Below are 18,109 nucleotides of genomic sequence, written 5' to 3'. Positions count from 1 at the left end.
CTTGGCTTAATAGATCAAGAACCGTTAATTTCAATTCATATGGGTGCTTACTTCGTGCCATAAAAATACTCCCCTTAGCTAAACAGATTTAGTTTTTTTATCTGTCTACCTAATGGGGAGCATATCAAACGGAGGTCTTCCGCTTTTCTATTTGTCGCTTAGTCTTTTTCCTGCTACTGCGTAGTGGTTTTTTTGCATTTCTTCGATGAAGACTACGATGTTTTCTTTAGGTGCGCCTGCTGTTTCGGAGACAGCTTCGGTGACTTTTTCGACTAAGGCTTTTTTTTGTTCCTCCGTGCGGCCTTCAAGCATTTTTACAGTAATGTATGGCATGTATGTGTTCTCCTTTCTGTTGTTTCTGTATAGTAGTTTTCCACAATGAAGGGAGAAATGCAAGGGCTGCCATGAATTATTGTCTCTTGCGGAAGGGGATTAACCTTTGGGTATAGAATAGGCTATACTAAGTGTACGAATGAAGTGGAGAGTGATGTATGGATTTTTTGAATAGTATATTCAGGTATTCGCTGGACGAATTGCCCTATGTGATTATAGCTTTGTTGATTGCGTTTACGGTGCATGAATTTGCCCATGCGTATGTTGCTTATAAATTTGGGGATTCTACTGCAAAGGATCAAGGGCGTTTGACCTTGAATCCGATTGAGCATATCGACCCGATCGGCACGATTTTTATATTGATTGCCGGCTTTGGATGGGCGCGGCCTGTTCCGGTGAACCGGTATCATTTCAAACGGCCGAGATTGGCGGGGGTGTTGGTTTCTGTTGCGGGGCCGCTTAGCAATCTGCTGGTGACGATATTGGCATTTTTGGTGATGTATGGGTTGGCGGCGCTTGGTTTGTGGAATAGTATGCCGTTTTTCGTTTCGGATTTGTTGCATGTTATCATTTCCTTGAATACGATGCTGTTTGTCTTTAACTTGCTGCCTATTCCGCCGCTGGATGGCTACCGGATCATCGAAGATTTGGTATCGCCTTCCTTGCGTGCCAAAATGACGCAGTATGAACAGTACGGGACGCTGATTTTCCTGATCATTGTCATTACGCCTTTGAATCAATATACAATCCAGCCGATTTTTAATACAGTGATGCCTGCCATTATTTATGGCCTGCGGGATATGTTTACGATGATATTTTTATAATAGTGAAAAGGAGAAGCAATGAACACCAAGAAGAGCAGAATGGAATTTACGATTATTAAAAATGAACCGACTTCCGGCCATAAGGGATTTGGCATCGGTTTAATCAATCTGGAAAATATATCGCCGATCATCATTGATGTGGAGGCACAGGAAGCCTCCATCGAAATCGGTGCTATGCATGCAAGAAGCCCGGTAGAACGGGGCATTAAATTCTTGCCGGATCGCAGCGAGGTCCCTAATGGCAAACCATATTGGATCGTCTGGGTTGCCGTGGAACAAAGCGACAGAGGGCCCTACTATGCGGGGGCGGCAGCTTGTGAAATGACGGTGGACCGGAGTATCCGCAGAGGCTATAAATCGCTTCCAGAGCATGTAAACTTACTGGATAAAGCAATGAAGAGAAACATAATCCTCAGCCATATGGATAAGGGCTCAAAAGCAGTTCTTCAAGCATTTTTACAGAACCATAATCAAGACATGTGGAATGCATCCAGCGATGAACTGAAACTGCAGTTATCAGCAGAATGAACGGACAAATGGGTATAAATCTTAAAATTTAACGAAATAATTGTAAAATACTTGTCGTTTTGTAAAATTATGAGTACACTTAATTTCAGCGTATAACGCTATAGAACTAGGACAGAGAATAGGCAGTTTTCCGCGGATCGTGTTCATCCGAAGGGAAGCTGCCTATTTTCGTTGGGTTGAACATTTAAATTTGTAGTGGGGAAGATCTTGGTTCCGCTATAATAAAACAAAAGGGATTGGAGTGATGTAAGATGAAAAGCATGGCTGTTTTCTGCGGGTCGCGGGATGGCGCTTCTCCTGCATACCGCGAAGGAGCTGTCACATTCGGCAAGGAACTGGCGCGCCGCCAGATTACACTTGTGTACGGAGGGTCTTCCTTAGGAACGATGGGGATATTGGCAGATACAGTACTGGAGCACGGCGGCAAAGTAATCGGCGTCATGCCGAATATGTTGGCAGACCGGGAAATTGCCCATAAGAATCTGACTGAATTACATATTGTAGGATCCATGCACGAACGGAAAGCGAAAATGGCCGATTTGGCCGATGCCTTCGTGGCCATGCCTGGAGGGCCGGGAACCATGGATGAATTTTTCGAGATTTTTACGTGGGCCCAAATCGGCATTCACCGCAAACCGATGGGAATGTACAATGTAAACCGTTACTATGATCCATTGTTGGCCGTTTTCGACCACATGGTAAAGGAGCAGTTTTTGCCTTCCGTCCACCGGGAGATGATCCATTGCAATGACAAGGCATCTGATCTGATTGAGCTGCTTCTGCAACCCAACTAATAGAAATAGCCAACAAGCCTTTTACGAGGCCTGTTGGCTTATTTTATTCTGTCTCCCGCTTGCGGTCTCGTTCAGAAAAACGGGACCAGCTTCTTATACCATGGTTTATCCAACTTCTTATCTTGCGGATGTGGAGAAGCTTCCGCGTTGTCGTTCACATGAAGTTTGCAATAATCTTTTGGTTCTGTTCCCTTGACGAAATAAGTAAGGACAGAATCAGGGCAATGTTTGGTAGCCAGTTTTCCACTGTCCGGATTGATTTTTACAGCCACTAGCTGTTTCCCGTGCGGTTTGAATGTTTTAAAGGCAGATTTGGCCAAACTGTCTTCCATAAAATCAGCCCATATATTTTTGGCATAGCCTCTTTCGGAAGGGTTGTCGATTATTTTTGCCTGATCATATCCGATCCACACTCCGGTTACCAATTGCGGTGTATAACCGATCATCCAGCTGTCGGTGGAAGTGGTGCCGGATTTCCCGGCATATTGCCTGCTCAGGCGGGGAATCAGTGTTGTACCGGTCACATCCGCGTAACCATTCCATTTTTTATTGAAAATGCCCGTCATCATGGAGGTCATGACAAATGCCTTCTTGTAGTCCAATACTTGTTTATGGAATTCAGGCGCTTTATAAATGACCTCACCTAAGGAATTTTCGACTTTTTTAATAAATACAGGGCTAACCTCTTTTCCGCCGTTTGCTAAATGGCTGTACGCATTTACCATTTCAATCACTTTGACGCCCGATGTTCCCAAAGCGGCTGAAGGGACGGCTTCAATCTTGCTCTCGATGCCAAACTGCTTCGCGGTTTTGACCAATTGCTTTTCGCCAAGGAATAGATGTGTCTTCACAGCATAAATATTATCGGATAGGGCGAGAGCCTGAGATAATGTAATGTCTTTGCCAGCGTATTGTGAATTGTAGTTGTGCGGGGCATAAGAAGAACGGCCGTCATCAAAGGTAAAAGTCGTACTCTCGCTTCTCAGCATTGTCGCAGGCGTGAATCCGTGCTCCAATGCGGCATAATACAGCAGCGGTTTGATGGTAGACCCTGGCTGCCTTACTGCTTGAATGGCCCTGTTGAAAGGACTGTCCTCATAATTTTTCCCGCCGACCAACGCTTTTACTTCACCATTTTTAGGATTCATCGCCACAAGAGCGCCTTGGATGTCGCTTTGCTGGCTGAGCGTATGCAAAAAAGCCTCTTCGGCTGCTTGCTGCTGTTTAATGTTTAGTGAAGTGTATACCTTCAGGCCTCCGAGTGCCAGTGTCTTCTCATCGAGATGAATCTCGGACTTCAATGCTTGTTTTACTGCGCTTATATAGTAAGGGGCCATGGCTTCGTACTGTTCGTAGGACCCATTCAGGGACACAGGCATCGACTTTGCCTTCGAGGCATCGACACCGGTAATATAGCCCGATTTTTCCATCGCGGCCAATACAACGGCTTGCCGCTGCCTTGCATGCTCCATTGAGCGGATCGGTGAATAATAGGAAGGTCCTTTCGGGATGCCGGCAAGCATAGCGGCTTCATTCAAGCTGAGGGCCTTAGCTGGCTTGCCAAAATAAAAGCGGCTGGCCGCTTCAACCCCATAGGCTCCATGCCCAAAGTAAATCGTGTTTAGATAACCTTCAAGAATTTCGTCTTTAGAATAATTCATTTCGAGGCGCATCGTATAGAAAGCTTCGTTCATTTTTCTGTTCCAGGATTTTGTATGGGAGAGGTACAGATTACGAGCATATTGCTGTGTGATTGTACTGGCGCCCTGGACCTTCTCCAATGCTTTTGCATCGGCCAGGATGGCGCCGGCAATTCGTTTATAATCAAATCCATTGTGGCGGTAAAAGCTTTTGTCTTCCACTGAGACAACCGCTTGAATAAGCGCAGGTGAAATGTCGTCAAGGGTGACCCAATACCGCTTTTGGCCATTATTGTATTCGCCGATGACTTTTCCGTTGTCGCTGTAGAAAAGCGTTGATTGTGTCACCGCAAGCGGCGGCGCGCCCGATACTTTGGCGTAAATCAGCAGGAATAAATAGATTGCAAGGAGTGCCCCCCCGCCTATGAGAAGGATGAAGGTCAATGCTCTAGCAATCTTAGCTGATTTTCGGTTTCTGGTTCGTGTAGTAGCTTCCATGAAACTCATCCTTTCCGATTGTGCATCTGTTCATTCAGCAGAAAAGCTTTCTGGTGAACTTGTTAGTAGTATGAAAAAAAGAGGCAGTTTTTAAACATTTCTTCTATTTTTGGTCTATTTTTCTTGTAATGCTGAAGATATGTTCTATACTTTTCCTGTACCTTTGTTTTACAATTTATTGTTATTTTTCCAAATAGGTGGCAGGCATGCGGGTTCGCCTCATGATGCACATCTCGGACAAACGGGAGGAAAGGGAGCGGAATCAATGGGAATTTGGTTTACAGAGAAGCAGACAGAGCATTTTGGGATTACAATGAAAATCAATCGTTCTCTGCATTCTGAACAGACGGACTTTCAGAAGCTAGATATGGTCGAAACGCAGGAATGGGGTAATATGCTTTTGCTGGATGATATGGTGATGACAACGGAAAAAGACGAGTTCGTCTATCATGAAATGGTTGCTCATATACCACTGTTCACGCATCCCAATCCCGAGAAAATCCTTATTGTGGGCGGAGGGGACGGCGGCGTCATCCGCGAAGTCCTGAAGCATAGTGAAGTGAAGAAAGCAACACTTGTTGATATAGATGGAAAGGTCATTGAATACTCGAAAAAATATCTTCCTTCAATTGCCGGCAAATTGGATGATCGCCGTGTCGAAGTAAAGGTTGGAGATGGGTTCATGCATATTGCAGAAGCGGAAAACCAATATGATGTCATCCTGGTGGATAGCACGGAGCCAGTCGGACCGGCAGTCAATTTGTTTACCAAAGGTTTTTATGCCGGCATCAGCAAGGCGCTTAAGGAAGACGGTTTATTTGTCGCCCAGTCGGATAATCCTTGGTTTAAAGCAGAATTGATTGCCCAAGTGCAAAAGGACGTGAAGGAAATTTTTCCGATCACAAGGCTGTATACAGCCAATATACCGACTTACCCAAGCGGTATGTGGTGTTTTACGCTAGGCTCAAAAAAATACGATCCTTTGGAGGCCGACTCAAGCCGATTCCCTGACATTGAAACAAACTATTATACGAAAGAGCTGCATAAAGCTGCGTTTGTCTTGCCAAAATTCGTTGCAGATTTGACGAAGTGATGGAGCTTCCTATTTTCAAGAATGGAAAGTAAAGCCAGAAAGCCAGCCTCCGCAAGAAAAAGCGGGGGTTTTTATTTTTTGCTGCCTTTCCGAAGCCGATGCAACTTACTAACATGAGTTGAAACTTAAAAAAAGAATCTTTATACTAGGAAAGGTTATAAGCAATAATCAACAATCAATCGATGAAGAATATAGATATAGAGACATTTTTAGAGAAAGGACGGATGGCAATGACTGAGATGAAACGAGTCCGGGTTACATTACATACAACCGTCAGAAATGGCCAGGATGAGGAAACCTACGAATTAACGACGTTCGGGACATTCCAGGAAAAAGGCGATTCCCTTTACCTGCGCTATAAAGAAGTCCAAGAAGACCTTCAGGAAATCCAGTCCACCGTTAAATGGTCGAAGGACGAGGTTTTCATTATGCGGAACGGCCAAGTGAAAATGCGGCAGAAATTCATAAAGGATATGATGACTGTCGGCAACTTCGAAAGCCCGTATGGCACGCTGCAGATGCTTACTACTGCGAAGGATTTAAAGCATGAATATAAGGAGCGCTATGCAGAAGGCACCATGACGCTTATCTACGATCTGACTATGCAGGGCGCAGATGCGGGACAATATAAAATGGTTATTGAATATAAGGAGGAAACACAATAAATGAACATCATCGAACATATTCAGGAAACGCTGAAGCAGGAAATCGTGAATGCAGTTATAAAAGCTGGCCTTGCTTCAGAACAAGAAATTCCCTCTGTCATTCTTGAAATCCCCAAAGATAAAAACCACGGAGATTATTCTACCAATATGGCCATGCAACTGGCCAGAATCGCGAAAAAAGCGCCGCGGGCCATTGCGGAAGCAATTATAGCGAATTTCGACCAACAGAAAGCGTCCATTGAGAAGCTTGATATCGCCGGACCAGGTTTCATTAATTTTTATATGGATAATCACTATGTGACAGAAGTCATCCCTACAGTCCTTGAAGAAGGGGACAAATATGGAACAAGCAATTCTGGAAGAGGCGAAAAAATCCAAGTGGAATTTGTTTCGGCCAACCCGACTGGAAATCTGCACTTGGGCCACGCAAGAGGGGCGGCAGTGGGGGATTCCCTATGCAATATCCTTGATATGGCGGGCTATGATGTGTCTCGTGAATACTATATAAATGATGCGGGAAACCAAATCAACAATCTGGCGCTTTCTGTGGAAGCGCGCTATTTCCAAGCTCTTGGGCTTGATAAGGAAATGCCGGAAGATGGCTACCACGGTGAAGATATCATCGAAATCGGCCGCAAGCTAGCTGAAGATTATGGTGACCGTTTTGTAAGTGAAAGCGAGCAGGACCGTTTCAATTTCTTCCGGGAATACGGCCTGAAATATGAAATGGGCAAATTAAAGGAAGACTTAGAAGCATTCCGCGTGTCGTTTGATGTATGGTTTTCAGAAACATCCTTATATGAGAATGGCAAAATCGACGAAGCGTTGGCGGAACTGAAAGAAAGAGGCCATATATACGAGAAGGATGGCGCTACTTGGTTCCGTTCTACAGAGCTTGGCGACGATAAAGACCGCGTGTTAATTAAACAAGACGGCTCCTACACCTATCTTCTGCCGGATATCGCCTACCATCGCGATAAATTGCAGCGCGGCTTTGAGAAATTGATCAACATCTGGGGTGCCGACCATCATGGCTATATCCCAAGAATGAAAGCGGCTATCGAGGCATTAGGCCATGACCAGAAGCAACTTGAAGTGGAAATCATCCAGCTGGTCCACCTGTATAAGAACGGCGAGAAAATGAAAATGAGCAAACGGACGGGTAAAGCCGTTACTATGCGTGATCTGGTAGAAGAGGTCGGCCTTGACGCAACCCGCTATTTCTTCGCTATGAGAAGCGCGGATACACATATGGATTTCGACTTGGATTTGGCTGTGTCCCAGTCTAATGATAATCCTGTCTACTATGCCCAATATGCGCATGCGCGTATTTGCAGCATTCTAAGACAGGCGGAAGAAGCTGGCATGAAGCACGGGGAAGACTATGATTTATCTTTCATTACGGCAGAAAAGGAATACGATTTGCTGAAGAAAATCGGAGAGTTCCCGCAAGCAGTGGCGGAAGCGGCCGATAAGCGCCTTCCGCACCGTATTACAAACTACATCTATGATCTTGCATCGGCTTTCCACAGTTTCTACAATGCGGAAAAAGTACTGGATGCCGAGCATGAAGAGCGTTCTAAAGCCCGTTTGGCATTGATTGAAGCAACAAGAATGACGCTGAAAAATGCATTGGCTTTGATTGGCGTTTCTGCACCGGAAAAAATGTAATAGCATAAAAAGAGGGCATTCGATCGAATGCCCTCTTTTCTTGCCTTAAAGGGTGACAGCTCCGCCGCTTATCCGTTTTGCTCCCCGCAGTTTGGCGATATCCTCAATTAGCTGCAGAGCGGCCAGATCCTTGCTTTTCGCTTCGATCATGAAATCCAAGTCCGCATCCAATTTCTTGGCCAAATCCAGAAAAGGCTTGATAAAGTCAAGAGAGACAAAATCAGAATGAGAACGGTATGCCTTATCCGACTTAGGCGAGGAGATATGGATCTTTGGAGGCAAGCCCGTATGCATCCAAGTATTGTATATGCGCGGCATTAATTCTTCCAGCGGCTCTTCGCATGGGTTGGCCATATGATGGTGATAGTCAAACACAAACGGTATTCCTTCCTGTTCGCAAACCAGCAATGTTTCAGCTGCCGTATACGTTTTATCATCGTTTTCCAATGTCATTTGTTTTTTGACAGGAAGTGGAAGTCCTTTGATGTTTTCATGGAACCTCTTAAGAGATGCCGGTTTATCGCCGTAGGCCCCGCCTATATGGATATTCATGTAGGAATCATATTCGATGCCCATCGCTTCAAACATCCTGTAATGATAGGCCATATCGCCTACCGCATTTGTAGTGACTTCTTTGCGGGGGCTCGTGAATAAGGTGAACTGGTTTGGATGGAACGAAACCCGCAGCTTATGTTGTTTAATAAAATCGCCGATCGCTTTCCATTTGCTTTTGAATGGGGAAATGAAATCCCATTGAACGTCAGGATGGGTAGCCAAAGGGACGATGGAACTTGATAATCTGTAGAGCTCTAGTTCGTGGGCCGCATTATAATATAGCATTCTCATCGTATGGTTGAGATTGGCTTCTGTGATCGCCAACAACTTGTCCCGTCTGGCTTCATCCGTCATGCCTGAGTATCGTTTAAATGTTAACGTTTTGGAGGGCGATGCATCATAGAGCGCCAGAGCAGTCGAAACATAGCCGAACCGTACTTTCATTGTGATCTCCTCCATCTCCAGCCTGGCGCTTTAGCATAAGTCTTAGCCTAGGCAATCGGATCATTCATAGAAAGGGCGAGAGCAGGTGGGCGGCCTTTTCCTTTACGGTGGCCCAAAACCCTAAGCTAGCCAAACTATTGACTGTTAATTCTGTACTGTTTGCCAGGTCTTCTTCTATATACCCCTTCATCGTTCGAATACATCCTGGGTCATAGATATAACAATTGATTTCAAAGTTGAGGAAGAGGCTTCTCTTATCAAAATTAGCCGTTCCGATATCCAGTAACACATCATCAATCATGATATATTTAGCGTGAAAAAAGCCTTTCTGGTACTGGAATACGCGTGCACCCAAGGATAAAAGCTTACGAAGCGACTTGAAGGAAGCTTCCTTGACCAGCAGGTGATCGGCTTTTTCGGGGACGATCAATGTTAGAGCCACCCCCGATTGCAAGGCTTTGCCCAATTCTTTTAGCAAGGGCCCGGATGGAATGAAATAGGGCGTGCCGATAATGATCGACTTTTTAGCCTGTTTGATTAATTGAAGATAGGCCTGCTCCAAAAACGCCCCTTCAGTAGGCACAAGGGAATACAGCTGTGTTCCTTTTGCTGCAGAGTCCGGCTGCCATTCATGGTATTGGATTTTTTCCCCCGTTGCCCGCTCCCAATCGTCCAAAAAGGTGTGCTCAAGCTCAATGGCACCTTCTCCAAACAATTTAAGGTGATAGTCGCGCCAGGGATGGAGAACAGAGTCCTTGTTTATGTATTCAAGGCCGACGTTATAACCGCCCAGATAGCCGATTTTGCTATCGATGATCGTGATTTTGCGGTGGTTCCTTGCCTGGGAGGAATAAAACAGATAGGGCAAAGAAGGCCTGTGCGCAAAAGAGAATTTAACGCCGCTTTCCTTTAAGGACTCAATGGTGCTTTCTTTAAAGCCGATACTCCCGAGGCGGTCGAGGAGAAGGCGGACCTCTAAGCCCTCTTTTGCTTTCTTGCGCAGTAAATCAGTAAACTGAGCAGAGAAGGAATCTGTGCCGACAATATAGAATAAGATATGAATGCATTTTTTCGCATGGCGGATATCATTGAACATGCTTTCGAACAAATCGGGGCCTGAGTCAAAGAGTGTTAGAACTCCTTCCAGCCGGCGTACTTCCTTTTTTGAAGCGCGCTTTAGAAAATGTTTTCTCCCTAAGTGGAAATCTGCTGTGAAAATCAAGAATATCAAGGCCAGAATGCATAAAATGATGGTGAATACGTTCAAATCCGTTCTCTCCTTAAATAAAGACATATCAATTAGCTTCTATTTTTTAAGCCCAACTTATACTTCACCGCAAGGGTTTGCAGATTGGAAGTAAAATTAAAAAATTGAAATAAGTAGAAATTAGTTGACTGAATGCTCATTCATTATATAAAATGGGGTTAGATTTCAGAAAATAAAATGAATTGATCATTAAGAGTTTATATACGAAGGTATACTCTTTTTGGGGAAGGAGAAATGATGGAAGGTTTATTATGGGTCAACCTAATAGCATTTTTGCTTGTCGTTGCTTATGGGGTCAGCTTATTCGTGTATCTGATTCGAACCAGGATCAAATACATAAAGCTCGGCAGGAAGATAGAATTCGATAACAATGTCAAAGAACGGCTTCGGAAGATATGGGTCTATGTATTCGGGCAAAAAAAGCTGATGAAGGATAAAAAGAGCGGAACGATGCATGTGATGATGTTCTATGGCTTCCTGCTCGTTCAATTTGGTGCGATCGACTTTATCATCAAAGGGATTAAACCGGGCGCGCACTTGCCTTTTGGCCCTTTATACCCTGCATTCACTTTTTTCCAGGAAATTGTAACTTTTGTCATTCTTGTAGCAGTTGTCTGGGCGTTTTATCGCCGTTACGTTGAGAAGCTTGTCCGATTGAAACGAGGCCTGAAAGCGGGGCTGGTATTGATTTTTATCGGCACTTTGATGCTATCCGTCCTCTTCGGAAACGGAATGGCCATGATCTGGCACGGCCATGATCCTTCTCTTTCTGAACCTATGGCTTCCGGAATAGCAACGCTGTTCAGTTTCTTCAATGAAAACGCTGCCATAGCAGGGTTTTATGTGGCTTGGTGGATCCATCTGCTGGTTCTGATGACATTCTTGGTGTATGTTCCTCAATCCAAGCATGCCCATTTGATCGCTGGTCCGGCCAATGTCTATATGAACCGCCTCTCCAACCCGGGGAAATTGGAGAAGGTCGATTTCGAAGATGAATCACAAGAATCATTCGGGGTTGGCAAAATTGAAGATTTTAACCAAAAGCAATTGCTCGATTTATATGCATGTGTGGAATGCGGCCGCTGTACCAATATGTGTCCGGCCACTGGCACAGGGAAAATGCTGTCGCCGATGGATTTAATTGTCCGTTTGCGTGATCATTTGACCTTCCAGGGAGCGGTCACTACCCAAAAACAACCTTGGGTTCCCGGCTTTATGTTTTCCAAGACGCAGGGCAATCAACTTGCATATGCGGCTGCCGGCCAAGGTGTGGCGGAGCAAGCGGCGGCATCTGTCTATAATCCAAGCTTGATCGGCGACATTATCACAGAAGAAGAAATTTGGGCATGTACGACTTGCCGCAACTGCGAGGACCAATGTCCAGTCATGAATGAACATGTAGATAAAATTATCGATTTGCGCCGTTATTTGGTGCTAACAGAAGGAAAAATGAACCCGGATGCCCAACGCGCCATGCAAAATATCGAACGGCAGGGGAATCCGTGGGGATTGAACCGGAAAGAGCGCGAAGACTGGCGCGAAATCAGGGATGATGTCCATATTCCAACTGTAAAAGAGATGAAAAAATCCGGTGAAGAATTCGAATACTTATTCTGGGTGGGAAGTATGGGTTCATACGACAACCGGAGCCAAAAAATAGCGCTGTCATTCGCTAAGCTTATGAATGAAGCCGGCGTCAGCTTTGCCATTCTCGGCAATAAAGAAAAGAACTCCGGAGATACAGCCCGCCGTCTCGGCAACGAATTTGTGTTCCAAGAGCTGGCAGCCAATAATATTGCTGAATTCGAGAAAAATGATGTGAAGAAAATTGTGACAATTGATCCGCATGCCTATAATATTTTCAAAAATGAGTATCCGGATTTCGGTTTGCAGGCAGAAGTGTACCATCATACGGAAGTACTGGCCAAGTTAGTCGAGGAAGGCAAGCTGAAGCCAACGTATGAAGTGAATGAAACAATCACCTTCCACGATTCATGCTACCTGGGCCGTTACAATGAAGTGTATGATCCGCCTCGTGAAATCCTTAAGAGCATTCCGGGCGTTAAATTGGTTGAAATGGAGCGCAATAAAGAGAAAGGAATGTGCTGCGGAGCAGGCGGCGGCTTGATGTGGATGGAAGAAGAAACCGGACACCGCATCAATGTGGCCCGGACAGAGCAGGCTCTTGTGGTAAAGCCATCCGTGATCAGCTCAGGCTGCCCATATTGCTTGACGATGCTGACCGACGGAACGAAAGCCAAGGAAGTGGAAGACACTGTCCATACCTACGATGTGGCTGAAATTCTGGAAAGATCGGTTGTCGGCACAACAAAAACAGCCAGTTAGTCCATTCTAAAAACAGTAAATATTTTTCAAATACTTCAAAATATTGTAAAATGTAAATGAGTACCAGTTGCATTGAACAGGATTGTGTGTTGAAAAAAGAAAATGGGGTTGCATATAAAGTGCAGCCCTTTTCTTTCGAAACATCTGTTGAGCGAGCGTTCAGTCGTATGCCTTTAAAAATGGTTGATTTGAAAAAACAAGAATGAAAGGTGATGGGGATACATGGCGAAAACAGTAATTGTAGGGGGAGCCAGGACCGCTTTTGGAAAATTCGGGGGTGCGCTAAGCTCTTTTTCCGCTTCAGACCTGGGAGGGATGGTCATCAAGGAGGCAATAAAAAGGGCCGGCATTCAGCCTGAAGAAGTAGGGGAAGTCATTATGGGTTCCGTTCTGCAGGGAGGGCAGGGACAGCTCCCTTCCCGCCAGGCATCGCGCAAGGCGGGGCTGCCATGGGAAGTGAAGACAGAAACAATCAATAAGGTATGTGCTTCCGGGATGCGAAGCGTTACGCTCGGCGATATTCTGATCCGGGCAGGCGAAGAAGACGTGATTGTTGCGGGAGGAATGGAGTCCATGAGCAACGCGCCTTATATCTTACCGAATGCCCGTTGGGGAATGAGGATGGGTGACCAGGCGGTGAAGGATATGATGACATATGATGGGCTTACATGCAGCTTCACCGGTGCGCATATGGGGACATACGGCAGCACTACTGCCGCAGAGCTAGGCATTTCAAGGCAAGAGCAAGATGAGTGGTCGTATCGAAGCCACCAACGCGCAATCGAAGCGATGGAGGCGGGCAAATTTGCAGAAGAGATTATGACTGTGGAAGTGCCTCAGCGTAAAGGGGAGCCAATCCTAGTTAAAGAGGATGAGTCTCCAAGAAGGGATACAAGCCTTGATAAATTGGCAGCCTTGAAGCCTGCTTTCAGTAAAGATGGGACGGTCACCGCGGGAAATGCCCCGGGAATCAATGATGGAGCTGCCGCTATGGTTTTGATGAGCGAAGGGAAGGCGCTTCAGGATGGTTTGGAGATCGAAGCCTATATCCTTGGCCATGCAGAAATAGCAATGGAAGCGAAAGATTTTCCGAAGACACCGGGCTTAGTCATCCAAAAGTTGTTGGATAAGACAGGCAAATCGCTTGAAGAGGTCGATCTGTTTGAAATCAATGAAGCCTTCGCGGCCGTGGCATTGGCGAGCAACAAGCTTGCCGGGCTGGATAAAGAAAAAGTGAACGTGAACGGCGGGGCAGTCGCTTTGGGCCATCCGATCGGAGCGAGCGGAAGCCGCATCATCCTTACACTTATTAATGAATTGAAAAGAAGGGGAGGCGGAATAGGCGTTGCCTCCATCTGCAGCGGCGGCGGCCAAGGGGATGCCATCATGGTAGAAGTACCGAAACAGTAAGTTTGATCCAAAAAAGCAGGTTAATAGATTTGCACCATAAGGGGGCGTTTGTATGAAGGTAGAAAAAGTAATGGTCATAGGGGCTGGGCAGATGGGCGGCGGTATAGCGCAAGTGTTCGCTACAGCGGGATACCCGGTATATCTGCATGATCTGAAAGAAGAATATATCAAAAAAGGGACGGCCGTCATCCAGAAGAATCTTGCCCGGCAGGTAGAAAAAGAGCGGATGAGCCAGGAACAAGCATCAGGCATTATGGCCCGCATCCACCCATCTACCGATTTGCAGAATGCCAAAGTGGTTGACTTAGTCGTAGAAGCGGCTATTGAGAATATGGACATCAAATCGAAGTTATTTGCGGAATTGGACGAAATTGCGCCTAAGCATGCCATCCTTGCCAGTAATACATCGGCGCTTCCGATTACAGAGATAGCAGCAAACACCAAGCGCCCTGAACAGGTGATCGGTATGCATTTCATGAACCCTGTGCCTGTTATGAAATTGGTCGAGGTAATCCGTGGATTGGCGACAAGCGATGAAGTATATGAAACGATTGAAACTTTGTCCAAAGACTTGGATAAGGTGCCGGTTGAAGTGAATGACTCGCCTGGATTTGTGTCCAACCGCATCTTAATGCCGATGATCAATGAAGCGATCTTCACGCTATATGAAGGTGTAGCGTCGAAGGAGGACATCGACAGCGTCATGAAGCTTGGCATGAATCACCCGATGGGACCTCTTACCTTGGCTGACTTCATCGGGTTGGATACTTGCCTGTATATTATGGAAGCGCTTCACGAAGGGTTCGGCGATGATAAATACCGCCCATGCCCATTGCTGCGCAAGTATGTGAAAGCAGGCTGGCTTGGCAAGAAAAGCGGTCGTGGCTTCTACTGTTACGAATAATCGTCGGCTAGAGCAAATAGGGTGCATCCAGGAGGAGCAAAGATGGAATTACGTTTATCGGAAGAACAGTTGATGATGGTAAAAATGGTGAGGGATTTCGCCCAAAAGGAAGTAAAGCCATTTGTGGAAAAAATGGAAAAGGGCGAATTTCCAAGGCCATTATTAAAAAAGATGGCTGAATTAGGATTGATGGGCATCCCGATTCCCCAGAAATACAGCGGCTCAGAAATGGATTTCTTGTCGTATGTCCTGACAATCGAAGAAATTTCCAAAGTCAGCCCGACGTTGGGAGTGATCCTGTCCGTCCATACCTCTGTCGGCACCAACCCGATTCTATATTTTGGAAACGAGGAACAAAAGCAGCGCTATGTGACAAAGCTGGCCTCAGGCAACTTTTTGGGTGCCTTTTGCCTCACGGAGCCAGGGGCAGGCTCGGATGCTGCCGGCTTGAAAAGCAGAGCTGTCTATAAAGAGGGACAGTATATGTTGAACGGTTCCAAAGTCTTCATCACAAACGGCGGAGAAGCAGATGTATATATTGTGTTTGCTTCCACGGACCCTTCCAAGGGATCGAAAGGGATATCGGCATTCATTGTTGAGAAGGGCACCCCGGGGCTCGTTATTGGAAAAGATGAGCATAAGATGGGTCTCATGGGCTCAAGGACTGTGCAATTGACTTTTGAGAGCATGAGCATCCCGGAGAGCCAGCTTCTCGGCAAGGAAGGAGAGGGATTTGCAATCGCCATGGCAAATCTCGATGTGGGACGTATTGGCATTGCGGCTCAGGCACTTGGTATTGCAGAAGGAGCTTTGGAACTTGCGGTCGGTTATAGCAAAGAGCGCGAGCAATTTGGAAAGCCGATTGCGGCGCAGCAAGGCATCGGTTTTAAATTGGCGGATATGGCCACCGCGGTGGAAGCGGCTCGGTTGCTGGTCTACCAGGCTGCCAGTCTTAGGGCGGCCAATAAACCATGCGGCAAGGAAGCATCCATCGCTAAATTGTTCGCGTCCAAAACAGCGATGGAAGTAACCACAGAAGCCATCCAGGTATTCGGCGGCTATGGTTATACGAAGGATTACCAGGTGGAAAGGTATTTCCGCGATGCCAAAGTGACGGAGATTTACGAAGGAACAAGTGAAATCCAACGTATTGTCATCTCTAAGCATCTTCAGGGGAAATAGCGGAAATCGATTTTCGGAAAAATAAGAAAGATAAACACATACTTGACCAAGGTGGGGAAAACGATGAATTTCACATTAACAGAAGAACATGAAATGATCCGCAAAATGGTTCGGGACTTTGCGCGGAATGAAGTAGCGCCAACAGCCGCAGAACGTGATGAAGAAGAGCGTTTTGATATGGATCTGTTCAAGAAAATGGCGGAGCTTGGCTTAACAGGGATTCCTTGGCCGGAAGAGTACGGTGGAATCGGCAGCGACTATTTGGCGTATTGCATTGCTGTGGAAGAATTATCACGCGTGTGCGCATCCACTGGAGTGACATTATCTGCCCACACATCTCTTGCCGGCTGGCCGCTTTATAAATTTGGCACGGAAGAGCAAAAGCAAAAATATTTGCGCCCTATGGCTCTGGGGGAAAAGATGGGGGCATACGGCCTGACAGAGCCCGGTTCAGGTTCTGACGCAGGCGGCATGCGCACCACTGCCAAACGGGATGGCGATTATTACATCCTGAATGGCTCCAAAATCTTCATCACGAACGGCGGGGTAGCGGATACCTATATTGTGTTTGCTTTAACGGATCCGGAATCCAAACAAAAAGGGACCTCAGCATTTATCGTGGAGAGTACATTTGAAGGGTTCAGCGTTGGAAAGAAAGAGAAGAAGATGGGTATACGTTCTTCTCCTACGACTGAATTGATCTTTGAACAATGTAAGGTTCCTGCCGAAAACCTCCTTGGCAAAGAGGGGGAAGGCTTTAAGATTGCCATGATGACGCTTGATGGCGGCAGAAACGGAATCGCGGCCCAAGCTGTCGGCATTGCGCAAGGGGCATTGGATGCAGCAGTCGAGTACGCCAAACAGCGGGAACAGTTCGGGAAGCCGATCGCGGCACAACAAGGTGTGGCATTCAAATTGGCAGATATGGCTACAAATATCGAAGCGGCTCGCTTGCTGACGTACCAGGCGGCTTGGCTGGAATCCAAGGGGCTTCCGTACGGCAAAGAATCAGCCATGTCCAAATTATTTGCCGGGGATACGGCTATGAAGGTCACAACGGAAGCTGTCCAGGTCTTCGGCGGCTATGGCTATACCAAGGATTACCCGGTAGAACGTTTCATGCGTGACGCCAAAATTACGCAAATTTATGAAGGCACGCAAGAGATTCAACGCATGGTGATTTCAAGAATGTTAACGAAGTAAGACGCTTTGTTTCAAGTTTTAGAAGAGAAAGAGAAAGGGGTTCTTTCTCTTCTTCATTTATTTGGCGAAAAGTAAGCGGAAGCGAGGAGGGCGGCGATGAAGAAGCGGGAAGTGCATGCTTCTGTAAAAGATGAGGAATTGATCCAAAAACGCAGGGACCAGATGATATCAGGGGCAGTTACGCTTTTTAAGCAAAAGGGCTTCCATCGCACAACCACCAGGGAAATTGCAAAGGCTTCCGGGTTTAGCATAGGAACATTATACGAATATATCCGTACAAAGGAAGATGTGCTCTATCTGGTGTGCGACCGGATTTATGACGAGGTGAAGGAGCGGCTTGAGGAGAATCTGGCCGGAAATGACGGCACAATCGACAGTCTGAAAATGGGAATAAGCAATTATTTCAAAGTCATGGATGATATGCAGGATGAAGTGCTGGTCATGTATCAGGAAGCCAAATCGCTTTCCAAGGACGCCCTTCCGTATGTGCTTAAAAAGGAAATGGAAATGGTGGCAATGTTTGAAGCATTGCTGCTGAAATGCCGGGATAACAAAGAAATCAATTTGGACGACAGGCAAATCAAAATGGTTGCCCATAATATATTCGTCCAAGGGCAAATGTGGGGGTTCCGCCGTTGGGCCCTGCGGAAATTGTTTACGTTGGAAGAGTACATCGATCGGCAGACAAAAGCGCTTTTAAGCGGAATCCATACCGCTTCAGGCATATATTGATCCAAAGAATAGGGGGAGAA

General features: G+C 46.1%; 16 protein-coding genes. 12 read left to right on the top strand and 4 right to left on the bottom strand.

Features of this window, described 5'->3' with window-relative positions:
- Positions 1–147 precede the first annotated feature (147 nt).
- Positions 148–333 carry a 2-hydroxymuconate tautomerase gene (locus BN1765_RS19240; protein ID WP_050616636.1) on the bottom strand — a complete coding sequence of 62 codons (186 nt, stop codon included), beginning with the start codon at positions 331–333 and terminating at the stop codon, positions 148–150.
- A 158-nt stretch (positions 334–491) separates the two neighbouring features.
- Between BN1765_RS19240 and BN1765_RS19235 the strand changes: the two genes are divergently transcribed.
- The 3 genes from BN1765_RS19235 (at position 492) to BN1765_RS19225 (ending at position 2,479) form a co-directional block, all read left to right on the top strand.
- Positions 492–1,157, top strand: coding sequence for a site-2 protease family protein (locus tag BN1765_RS19235; RefSeq protein WP_050616635.1), 666 nt, complete (start codon positions 492–494; stop codon positions 1,155–1,157).
- An 18-nt stretch (positions 1,158–1,175) separates the two neighbouring features.
- The gene (locus BN1765_RS19230; protein WP_050616634.1) at positions 1,176–1,685 is read left to right on the top strand and encodes a YwhD family protein; all 510 of its coding nucleotides are present in this window, start codon (positions 1,176–1,178) and stop codon (positions 1,683–1,685) included.
- 251 nt (positions 1,686–1,936) lie between these two features.
- Positions 1,937–2,479, top strand: a complete 543-nt coding sequence (locus BN1765_RS19225; protein WP_050616633.1) for an LOG family protein — start codon at positions 1,937–1,939, stop codon at positions 2,477–2,479.
- A 71-nt stretch (positions 2,480–2,550) separates the two neighbouring features.
- Here the strand turns inward: BN1765_RS19225 and BN1765_RS19220 are convergent, their stop codons facing one another.
- Positions 2,551–4,617: a transglycosylase domain-containing protein gene (locus BN1765_RS19220; RefSeq protein WP_050616632.1), complete on the bottom strand. Its 2,067-nt coding sequence runs from the start codon at positions 4,615–4,617 to the stop codon at positions 2,551–2,553.
- Between the two features lie 265 nt (positions 4,618–4,882).
- Between BN1765_RS19220 and speE the strand changes: the two genes are divergently transcribed.
- The 3 genes from speE to argS all read left to right on the top strand — a co-directional run bounded on the left by speE (position 4,883) and on the right by argS (position 8,046).
- Positions 4,883–5,710: a spermidine synthase gene (speE, locus tag BN1765_RS19215; RefSeq protein WP_050616849.1), complete on the top strand. Its 828-nt coding sequence runs from the start codon at positions 4,883–4,885 to the stop codon at positions 5,708–5,710.
- A gap of 230 nt (positions 5,711–5,940) precedes the next feature.
- The gene (locus BN1765_RS19210; protein ID WP_187119470.1) at positions 5,941–6,375 is read left to right on the top strand and encodes a YwiB family protein; all 435 of its coding nucleotides are present in this window, start codon (positions 5,941–5,943) and stop codon (positions 6,373–6,375) included.
- Complete coding sequence (gene argS, locus BN1765_RS19205; protein ID WP_050616630.1) at positions 6,376–8,046, top strand: arginine--tRNA ligase; 1,671 nt, start codon at positions 6,376–6,378, stop codon at positions 8,044–8,046. It begins immediately after the preceding gene.
- Positions 8,047–8,091: 45 nt separating this feature from the next.
- On the opposite strand, the gene uvsE is transcribed toward argS, so the two are convergent.
- Positions 8,092–9,045 carry a UV DNA damage repair endonuclease UvsE gene (gene uvsE / locus BN1765_RS19200; protein WP_050616629.1) on the bottom strand — a complete coding sequence of 318 codons (954 nt, stop codon included), beginning with the start codon at positions 9,043–9,045 and terminating at the stop codon, positions 8,092–8,094.
- A gap of 64 nt (positions 9,046–9,109) precedes the next feature.
- The gene (gene cls / locus BN1765_RS19195) at positions 9,110–10,339 is read right to left on the bottom strand and encodes a cardiolipin synthase (RefSeq protein ID WP_050616628.1); all 1,230 of its coding nucleotides are present in this window, start codon (positions 10,337–10,339) and stop codon (positions 9,110–9,112) included.
- Positions 10,340–10,549: 210 nt separating this feature from the next.
- Between cls and BN1765_RS19190 the strand changes: the two genes are divergently transcribed.
- The 6 genes from BN1765_RS19190 (at position 10,550) to BN1765_RS19165 (ending at position 18,089) form a co-directional block, all read left to right on the top strand.
- A complete protein-coding gene (locus BN1765_RS19190; protein WP_050616848.1) occupies positions 10,550–12,658 on the top strand; it encodes a (Fe-S)-binding protein in 2,109 nt (702 codons plus the stop codon).
- 222 nt (positions 12,659–12,880) lie between these two features.
- Positions 12,881–14,068, top strand: coding sequence for an acetyl-CoA C-acetyltransferase (locus BN1765_RS19185; RefSeq protein ID WP_050616627.1), 1,188 nt, complete (start codon positions 12,881–12,883; stop codon positions 14,066–14,068).
- Between the two features lie 52 nt (positions 14,069–14,120).
- Entirely contained in the window at positions 14,121–14,972 is an 852-nt protein-coding gene (locus BN1765_RS19180; RefSeq protein WP_050616626.1) for a 3-hydroxybutyryl-CoA dehydrogenase, read from the top strand.
- A gap of 42 nt (positions 14,973–15,014) precedes the next feature.
- Positions 15,015–16,154, top strand: a complete 1,140-nt coding sequence (locus BN1765_RS19175) for an acyl-CoA dehydrogenase (protein ID WP_050616625.1) — start codon at positions 15,015–15,017, stop codon at positions 16,152–16,154.
- Between the two features lie 63 nt (positions 16,155–16,217).
- Positions 16,218–17,357: an acyl-CoA dehydrogenase gene (locus BN1765_RS19170; RefSeq protein ID WP_050616624.1), complete on the top strand. Its 1,140-nt coding sequence runs from the start codon at positions 16,218–16,220 to the stop codon at positions 17,355–17,357.
- 96 nt (positions 17,358–17,453) lie between these two features.
- The gene (locus tag BN1765_RS19165) at positions 17,454–18,089 is read left to right on the top strand and encodes a TetR/AcrR family transcriptional regulator (RefSeq protein WP_050616623.1); all 636 of its coding nucleotides are present in this window, start codon (positions 17,454–17,456) and stop codon (positions 18,087–18,089) included.
- Positions 18,090–18,109: the final 20 nt, after the last annotated feature.

It is taken from the genome of Bacillus testis (assembly GCF_001243895.1).
Taxonomy (GTDB): Bacteria; Bacillota; Bacilli; order Bacillales; family DSM-1321; genus Bacillus_AD; species Bacillus_AD testis.
This window is presented reverse-complemented; position numbering and strand designations above follow the sequence as displayed.

Bases quoted from the DNA above. Each gene is read 5' to 3' on its own strand.
- BN1765_RS19240 (WP_050616636.1), bottom strand. From the start codon at position 333: ATGCCATACATTACTGTAAAAATGCTTGAAGGCCGCACGGAGGAACAA.
- BN1765_RS19235 (WP_050616635.1), top strand. From the start codon at position 492: ATGGATTTTTTGAATAGTATATTCAGGTATTCGCTGGACGAATTGCCC.
- BN1765_RS19230 (WP_050616634.1), top strand. From the start codon at position 1,176: ATGAACACCAAGAAGAGCAGAATGGAATTTACGATTATTAAAAATGAA.
- BN1765_RS19225 (WP_050616633.1), top strand. From the start codon at position 1,937: ATGAAAAGCATGGCTGTTTTCTGCGGGTCGCGGGATGGCGCTTCTCCT.
- BN1765_RS19220 (WP_050616632.1), bottom strand. From the start codon at position 4,617: ATGGAAGCTACTACACGAACCAGAAACCGAAAATCAGCTAAGATTGCT.
- speE (WP_050616849.1), top strand. From the start codon at position 4,883: ATGGGAATTTGGTTTACAGAGAAGCAGACAGAGCATTTTGGGATTACA.
- BN1765_RS19210 (WP_187119470.1), top strand. From the start codon at position 5,941: ATGACTGAGATGAAACGAGTCCGGGTTACATTACATACAACCGTCAGA.
- argS (WP_050616630.1), top strand. From the start codon at position 6,376: ATGAACATCATCGAACATATTCAGGAAACGCTGAAGCAGGAAATCGTG.
- uvsE (WP_050616629.1), bottom strand. From the start codon at position 9,045: ATGAAAGTACGGTTCGGCTATGTTTCGACTGCTCTGGCGCTCTATGAT.
- cls (WP_050616628.1), bottom strand. From the start codon at position 10,339: ATGTCTTTATTTAAGGAGAGAACGGATTTGAACGTATTCACCATCATT.
- BN1765_RS19190 (WP_050616848.1), top strand. From the start codon at position 10,550: ATGGAAGGTTTATTATGGGTCAACCTAATAGCATTTTTGCTTGTCGTT.
- BN1765_RS19185 (WP_050616627.1), top strand. From the start codon at position 12,881: ATGGCGAAAACAGTAATTGTAGGGGGAGCCAGGACCGCTTTTGGAAAA.
- BN1765_RS19180 (WP_050616626.1), top strand. From the start codon at position 14,121: ATGAAGGTAGAAAAAGTAATGGTCATAGGGGCTGGGCAGATGGGCGGC.
- BN1765_RS19175 (WP_050616625.1), top strand. From the start codon at position 15,015: ATGGAATTACGTTTATCGGAAGAACAGTTGATGATGGTAAAAATGGTG.
- BN1765_RS19170 (WP_050616624.1), top strand. From the start codon at position 16,218: ATGAATTTCACATTAACAGAAGAACATGAAATGATCCGCAAAATGGTT.
- BN1765_RS19165 (WP_050616623.1), top strand. From the start codon at position 17,454: ATGAAGAAGCGGGAAGTGCATGCTTCTGTAAAAGATGAGGAATTGATC.